Below are 6,714 nucleotides of genomic sequence, written 5' to 3'. Positions count from 1 at the left end.
GTTCTGGCCGTCGAAGCTGTCGATGACGGCGAACAGGAAGAGCGGGAGCCAGTCGAGCAGGTCCCGCACGGAGGCCAGGTGCTCGTGGGAGATGCGGGTGACGTCGGCGAGGTTGGCGATCGTCCGGTCGATCTCCGCCTTGCGCGAGGAGAGGAGCGCAGCGACGACCGGGAGGTCGTTGGCTCCCGCGCGCAGCAGCCTCTCGAGCTCGGGTGAGCTGCGGGCCAGGCTCTCGGACACGTTCGCCAGCTGCCGGACGCCGACCACGAAGTCCTCCGAGGTCCGCGAGAACGCTGCGCCGGCGCGGTCGGCGTTGCGCTGCAGGCTGTTGATCTCACCCGTGCGTCCCGCCAGCGTGGCGCTGATCGGGTCGAGGGAGCGCAACAGCAGCCTCAGGTCCTCGCCCCGTCCGCCCAGGCCGGTACCGAGCGTGTCGACGAGCTGGGCCATGTCATCGACCGGCACGCCGGCCAGGACGGACTCCAGGAGCCGCAGGAGCTCCTCCTGCTGGACGGGGAGCTCCGTCCGTTCGATCGGGATCGTGGACCCTGCGTCCAGGAACGGCGGCTGGTCGGTGTTCGGCAACAGGTCCACGAACTGCTCCCCCACCGCGCTCTTGAACATGACGCGGGCCCGCGTGTCCTGCGGGATGCGGTCGAACCTGCGGGAGATGACGAGATCGATCTCCACGCCCTGCTCCACGACGCGCAGGTCGCCCACCCGGCCGACCGTCACCCCGCGGTAGGTCACCTCCTGTCCCGTGAAGACCCCGCCCGTGTCGCGGAAGGTCGCCGTCACGGCGTACCGGGGCTCGATCCGGAAGATGTTCACCACCAGCGCCGCGACCAGCAGCGCGCTCAGCACGAGGAAGGCGATGACGTTCACCACGATCCGCCTGGGGATCATCGGGCTCGCTCCCCGGCCGCCGTCCCCCACAGATGACCGACGGCCTGGGCGGATCCGCCCGCGTGGGGGACGGGGAGCGGGCTCTCGGGGTAGATGTCGAGCTGGATGTAGTCGCCCGGGATGGCCCGAGCGAACAGCAGGGCGAACGGCGTCAGCTTGGGGATCGCCTGGTCGAGCACCGCGCGTGCCTCGTGCACCTTCGGCACGATCTGCAGGAGGGCTTTGATCTGCCGGTCCATCTCGTCGGAGTGCTGCTCGAGGAGGCGGGACCCTACGGCCGAGAAGCGGTCGAGCTCGAGGAGCAGCGACTCGAGCTGTCCGCGCTGCTCGACCAGCACCCCGAGCGCCTGGTCGGTGGTGGTGAGGAAGCGGTTGGTGGTGTCGGTCCCGGCGGCGAGGGTCGCGGCGGTGGAGCGGAGGTTGTCGAGGGCCTGCGCGATCGCCTGCCTCTGTCCGGCCAGCGAGTCCACCACCCGGGCCGTGCCGTCGAGGACCCGGCCGACCTCCTCGCTGCGCCCTTCGAGGATGCGCGCCTGGGCGGTCACGAACGTGCCCAGGTCGGCCAGGGCTCCGGAGGCCAGGAGCCCGCCGAGCTCCTGGAAGACCTCTTCGAGCTCGGGCGCCTTGTCCGTGCGCGCCAGGGGGATGACGGCTCCGTCCGGGAGGCGCGGCGTGTCGGGTGCCACGTCCTCGGGCGGGACGAGGTCAACGAACTTCTCGCCGAGCAGCGAGGTGGACCGCACCACGGCCGTCGTCCCCTCCGGGATGGGGGCGCCCTCGTCGACGGTCAAGGTGACCCGCGCCAGCCACCCGGGCTCCCCTTCGCGCTCCCGGAGCTCGATGGAGGAGACCGTGCCGATCACCGCATCGCGGCTCTGGACGTTGGCGCGTGTGACGAGGTCTCCCACGTCGTCGAACTCGGCGTGGATGGTCGTGCCCCCCGGACGGGCGCACGCCGATCCCCCCAGTACGGAGACGACCAGCGCGGCTGCGAGCAGGACGCGTCTCATGGCTCGAACCTCGCCTGCTGGTTGTCCCGGACGTTGACCCTCTGGTTCTCCGGCTCGTAGGCCTGGTAGGCGCCCTGGGACAGGACCGGGAGCCACAGCGTGTTGCGGATCAGCCCCTCGCGCTGCCGGACGACGCGATCGGTCGTCGCGGCGAGGATGGCCAGGCTGCGATCCAGCTCGGTGCGGTTCTCCCGCACGAGCCGTCCCAGCTCCTCGGTGAGGGCGGCCAGGTTCCCCAGACCCGACTCGAGGGAGGTCCGCTCCTCGTTGAGCGTCGTCATCACCGTCGCCAACCCGCGGTTCGTCGCGGCGATCTGGGCGTCGCGGCGGGCCAGCGCGCCGACGATGCGGTCGAGCGAGACGATGATCGAGTCGAGGTTCTCCGCGTTGCGCCCGAGGTTGTCCAGCAGCGTCGAGAGGCCCTCGATCGTGGTCCCCAGCGACTCGCCGCGGCCGGCGAGAGCCTGGTTGGCGTTCGTGACCAGCTGTCCGAGGGCGCCCGGTTCCTCGGCCGTGCCGGGCTCCAGCGAGGCCAGGAACTCCTTCAGCCGCGCGAGGAGGTCGTCCAGCTCCGCGGGGGCGATGCCGCGTTCGAGGGGGATCTCGTCCCCGGGCGAGAGCGCGGGGCCGCCCGACCAGACGGGCGAGAGCTGGATGTAGCGGTCGGAGATGAGCGAGATGGGGACGATAGTGGCGGTCGCGTCGGCCGGGATCCGATAGCTCTCCTCGATCGCCATCGTGACGCGCACCCGGTCCCCGGCGGGCACGACCGCGGTAACCCTGCCCACCTCCACGCCGAGCACCCGGACGCCCGAACGGGGGAACAGGCCTATGGCTCGAGGGAAGTTCGCGGTGACCGGGTAGGTGCCCTCGGGGCGCCTCGTGTAGATGGCGCCGGTGGAGGCGGCGATCAGGCCGACGGCCAGCGCGAGCGCGATCCTGCCCTGCAGCTTCGAGATCATGGCACCGGGGGGGACGGGAGCGTCGGGAGGGGGACGATCAGGCTCTGCAGCCACACATCGCCCCAGGTGCCCTGGGTGAAGATGCGTCCGAACGACTCGGCTCCCGGACCGAGGGTCCGGACGACCTCCTCCAGCGGGTCGTAGTTGCGGGAGACGACCTCGAGGACGGCGTGCAGGTCCTTCAGCGCCGGGTCGAGGGAACCCCGGGTGGACCGCAGCAATGAGGAGAGCTCCCGGGCCACCTGGTCGGTGCCACGGACGAACCGACGGACGTTCTGCCTGCGCTCCTCGAGGACGCCGAGGACGCGGCTGGACGAGTCGATGATCCGGCCGAGCTCCTCCGACCGCGTGGCGAGGGCCGCGAGCAGCGTGTCGGACCCCTGGAGCAGCGAGTCGAGCTCGGCGTCGCGCTCGGACAGCGCGGCCGTCGCCTCGGCGAGTCCGTCGAGGGCCCGGCCCAGGTTGCCGTCCGGGTCCTCCGTGACCGCGGCGAGCTTGCGCAGCGCCTCGTTGAGGGCGTCGGAGTCGAGGCGTCCGAACTGCTCGACGGTCCGGTTGATGATCTCGTAGATCTCGAAGGGGATCGAGGTCCGGTCGAGCGGTATCAGGCCCCCGTCCATGAGGAACGGCGCCCCTCCGCGGGGGCGCAGGTCGACGAACTTCGCACCGAGGAGGGTCTTGAGCTTGATCTCGCCGGTGGTGGCGTTGCCGAGCCGGACCCCGTCCTCGATCTCCATCGTGACCCGGACCCGGTCCACCTTCGCCGCCCCCTGCGCCCGTGGGGCGCCCGGGAGCGCCTGCAGGTCGTCCGGACCGACGAGTCGGATGTCGCGCACCTTCCCCACCCTCAGCCCCGCCACCCTGACCTCGTTGTCGGGGGTCAGACCCGAGGCATCGGCGAAGTCGGCCTCGATCAGGTAGACGCCGCGCAGGAAGGTCAGGCGGTCGAGCGAGAAAGCGAACAGCATGGCCACGGACAGGACGGCGATCGAGACGAGTCCGACCGCGATCGGGTTGCGTTCCCGGAAAGGCCTCACCGTCTCACCCCCGCGGCGGGAGCGAAGATGTGCGCCATCGCCCCCGCCGTCCCCTCGGCCTCCGGACATCCCACCCCGTCGACGCACACGCCGATCAGGTTCGCCCACTCCCCGTAGGTGGTGGCGCGCAGCAGGCCGTGCGTGGCGCCCGGGAGCGCCTTCAGGGCCGTGTCGAGCTCGGCCCGCTGGGCCGAGGCGACGGCGAGGATGTCGCGGAGCTGGGCGATCATCTGGTCTAGCCCCGGACGGTTCTCCGCGACCAGCGCGGCGGTGGCCTGCGACATGGAGCCCACGTTGTCGACCACCCGCCCCAGCTCGCCGGAGCGGCCGGCGAGGGTCGCCATGAGCTGGTCGAAGGAGCCGAGCACGGACCGGAGCTCCGCCTCCCGCTGCGCGAGGTTGGTCACGACCACGTCGAGGTCCGCGACCAGCTCGGCCGCCACCGGTCCGCGGTCGCCCAGCGTCTCGGCGAGGTCGGCGAGCTGGGCGATCGTCCGCTGGGTCTGGGCCTCGCGACCCGAGAAGATCTCGACGATCGCCCGCGAGACCACGTTCGCGTCCTCGGGGTCGAGGTTCTGCAGGACCGGGCGCAGGTTGTTGAAGACGACGGACAGGTCGAAGGCGGGGGTGGTCTGCGCGACGGGCACCCTCGCGCGTCCGTCCTTCGGCATCGGCGCGCTCCCGCGGTCCCCAGGGTAGAAGACCACCATGCGTTGGCCGAGGAGGTTGCGGAACCGGATGGCGGCCCGGACATCCGACGGGAGGTCGACGTCGCTGCGCACCTGGACCGTCACCTCGGCGATGTCCTCCTTGCCCGGCTCGCGGGAGATGCGGGCGCCGGTCACCTTCCCGACGTTGACGCCGGCGATCTTCACGACGTCGTTGCGCAGCAGGCCGGTGGCGTCGCTGAACTCGACGTCGACGTCGTAGTAGGCGTTGAAGGGGTCGTAGTTGCCGATGACGGCGGCGAGCATCCCGGTCACGAGGACGGTGAAGATCGCGAACACGACCAGCTTGAAGACGACCGCGGGCAGAGAGCCGGTCACGGACCGACCCCCAGCAGCTCACGCGCCCGGTCGGGCGCGATCGGGGCGAGGAGGGCGTCCGGGAGCGCGGGGACCTCGCCGCGGCGCATCGCGCCCACGTCGCGCAACAGCGCCCGCCGTTCGGCCGCCGTGGTCGTCATACGCGGACGCGGCTCCTCCCCGGGCGGGTACGGACGGGGATGGGGAGGCTCGTCGGTCACGAAGATCCGCCAGTAGGGACCGGCGGACAGGTTCACTATCCACATCCCCAGGAACCCATCGGTGAGCTGGAGGAGGCGGGGTATCGAGTCGGCCTTCGCCGCCACCACCTCGAGGACGGGAGCGCCCTGCGTGGCCAGGTCGGCCAGGTCTGGCTCGCGGGCGGACAGGATGTCTCCGAGGTCGCGGGAGACCGACGGGAGGTGGCGCAGCAGGGCGCGCAGCTGCTCGGCGTTGCGGGCCGTCGTCCCGCCGACGCGCTCCAGCCCGTCCATCGCGCGAAGGAGGTCCTCGTCCGCCTCGTCCAGCGCACGCGAGAAGGTGTCCAGGTGCTGCAGGTTGCGCTCGAACTCGGGGAGGGTCTCCCGGGTGCCCTCGAGCAGGTCCACCCCCTGCACGGTCGCGCGTCTGAGCGCCTCTTCGTTCCCGGCGAAAGCCTGCACGAGCGTCTGCATGGCGGCGGCGAGGTTCTGCGGGTCGATGGCGGCCAGCAGCGGCACGCCCCGCTCGAGGATCGTCTCGACCTCGATCGGCCCGATCGTTCGCTCGAGTGGTATCTCGTCCCCCTCGCCCAGGCGGCCCGACGGCTCTTCCGGCACGATCAGGTCGACGTACTTCTCGCCGAACAGCGTCTTCGCGCGGATCGCCGCGTTCACGTTCTGGGCGATCTCGTGCTCCGGTAGGATCCGCATCCCGACGCGGGCCGTCCCGTCGGGGAGGACGGCGATCGTCTCCACCTCCCCCACCAGCACCCCGCGCATCTTCACGTCGCTGCCCGCGCGCAGGAGCTGCCCGGCGCGCTCGAAGGTGGCGGTCGTCCGGTAGCCGGGCTTGAACGATCCGGCCACGAACAGGTAGAGCAGCGCGGTCGCGGCGGTGAGCAGGACCAGGGCGACGATGCCGAGACGGGGGTTGCTGCGCGTCATCCGGCGATCCTCACCGTCTCGCCCGTCCCCCAGAAGACGGCGGACATCGCCAGGTTCACGATGTTGATCACCACGATGGACGTCCGGATCGCCCGACCGACCGCCACCCCGACGCCCGCCGGACCTCCCGTCGCGTTGAACCCGTAGTAGCAGTGGATCAGCGCGACGAGCATCGCGAAGATGACCGCCTTCGCCAGCGAGTAGACGACGTCGATCGGAGGCAGGAAGAGCGTGAAGTAGTGGTTGTACGTCCCCCCCGACAGCCCGAGGACGTTGACGACGATCACCCTCGTTGCCAGGTAGGAGCTGAACAGCGAGATCAGGTAGAGGGGGACCACGGCGACGATCGCCGCGATGATCCGCGACGAGACGAGGTAGGGGATCGGCCGCACCCCCATCGTCTCGAGAGCATCGACCTCCTCCGATATCCGCATCGCGCCTAGCTCGGCCGTGAACCCCGCTCCCACCTGGGCGGCGAGCGTGATGCCGGCGATGAGAGGGGTGATCTCGCGCGTGTTGGCGAAGGCGGAGACGAACCCGGTGAAGGCCTCCGCGCCGATCAGCTGCAGACCCTTGAAACCCTCGAGCCCGACCTGGGTGCCGGTGAAGAAGGCCATGAAGAAGATGAC

7 protein-coding genes are annotated in these 6,714 nt (G+C 70.8%); all 7 read right to left on the bottom strand.

Going from position 1 to position 6,714, the window contains the following annotated elements; all coding sequences use genetic code 11:
• Positions 1-906: MlaD family protein (locus VM840_08485; protein HVL81613.1), on the bottom strand; the 906-nt coding region annotated here is incomplete at its 3' end.
• Complete coding sequence (locus VM840_08480) at positions 903-1,916, bottom strand: MlaD family protein (protein ID HVL81612.1); 1,014 nt, start codon at positions 1,914-1,916, stop codon at positions 903-905. The genes VM840_08480 and VM840_08485, both read right to left, overlap by 4 nt.
• Entirely contained in the window at positions 1,913-2,878 is a 966-nt protein-coding gene (locus tag VM840_08475; GenBank protein ID HVL81611.1) for an MCE family protein, read from the bottom strand. The genes VM840_08480 and VM840_08475 overlap by 4 nt, the downstream gene beginning before the upstream one ends.
• On the bottom strand, positions 2,875-3,915 hold the full coding sequence (locus VM840_08470; protein ID HVL81610.1) for an MlaD family protein: 1,041 nt from the start codon (positions 3,913-3,915) through the stop codon (positions 2,875-2,877). Before VM840_08470 ends, VM840_08475 begins: the two co-directional genes overlap by 4 nt.
• A complete protein-coding gene (locus VM840_08465; GenBank protein HVL81609.1) occupies positions 3,912-4,961 on the bottom strand; it encodes an MlaD family protein in 1,050 nt (349 codons plus the stop codon). The genes VM840_08470 and VM840_08465 overlap by 4 nt, the downstream gene beginning before the upstream one ends.
• Complete coding sequence (locus VM840_08460; protein ID HVL81608.1) at positions 4,958-6,085, bottom strand: MCE family protein; 1,128 nt, start codon at positions 6,083-6,085, stop codon at positions 4,958-4,960. Before VM840_08460 ends, VM840_08465 begins: the two co-directional genes overlap by 4 nt.
• The coding region (locus tag VM840_08455) for an ABC transporter permease (GenBank protein HVL81607.1) at positions 6,082-6,714 on the bottom strand (633 nt) is incomplete at its 5' end. The genes VM840_08455 and VM840_08460, both read right to left, overlap by 4 nt.

It is taken from the genome of Actinomycetota bacterium (assembly GCA_035540895.1).
Taxonomy (GTDB): Bacteria; Actinomycetota; JAICYB01; order JAICYB01; family JAICYB01; genus DATLFR01.
The sequence above is the reverse complement of the archived record's forward strand: the minus strand, read 5'-3'. Positions and strand labels throughout refer to the sequence as shown.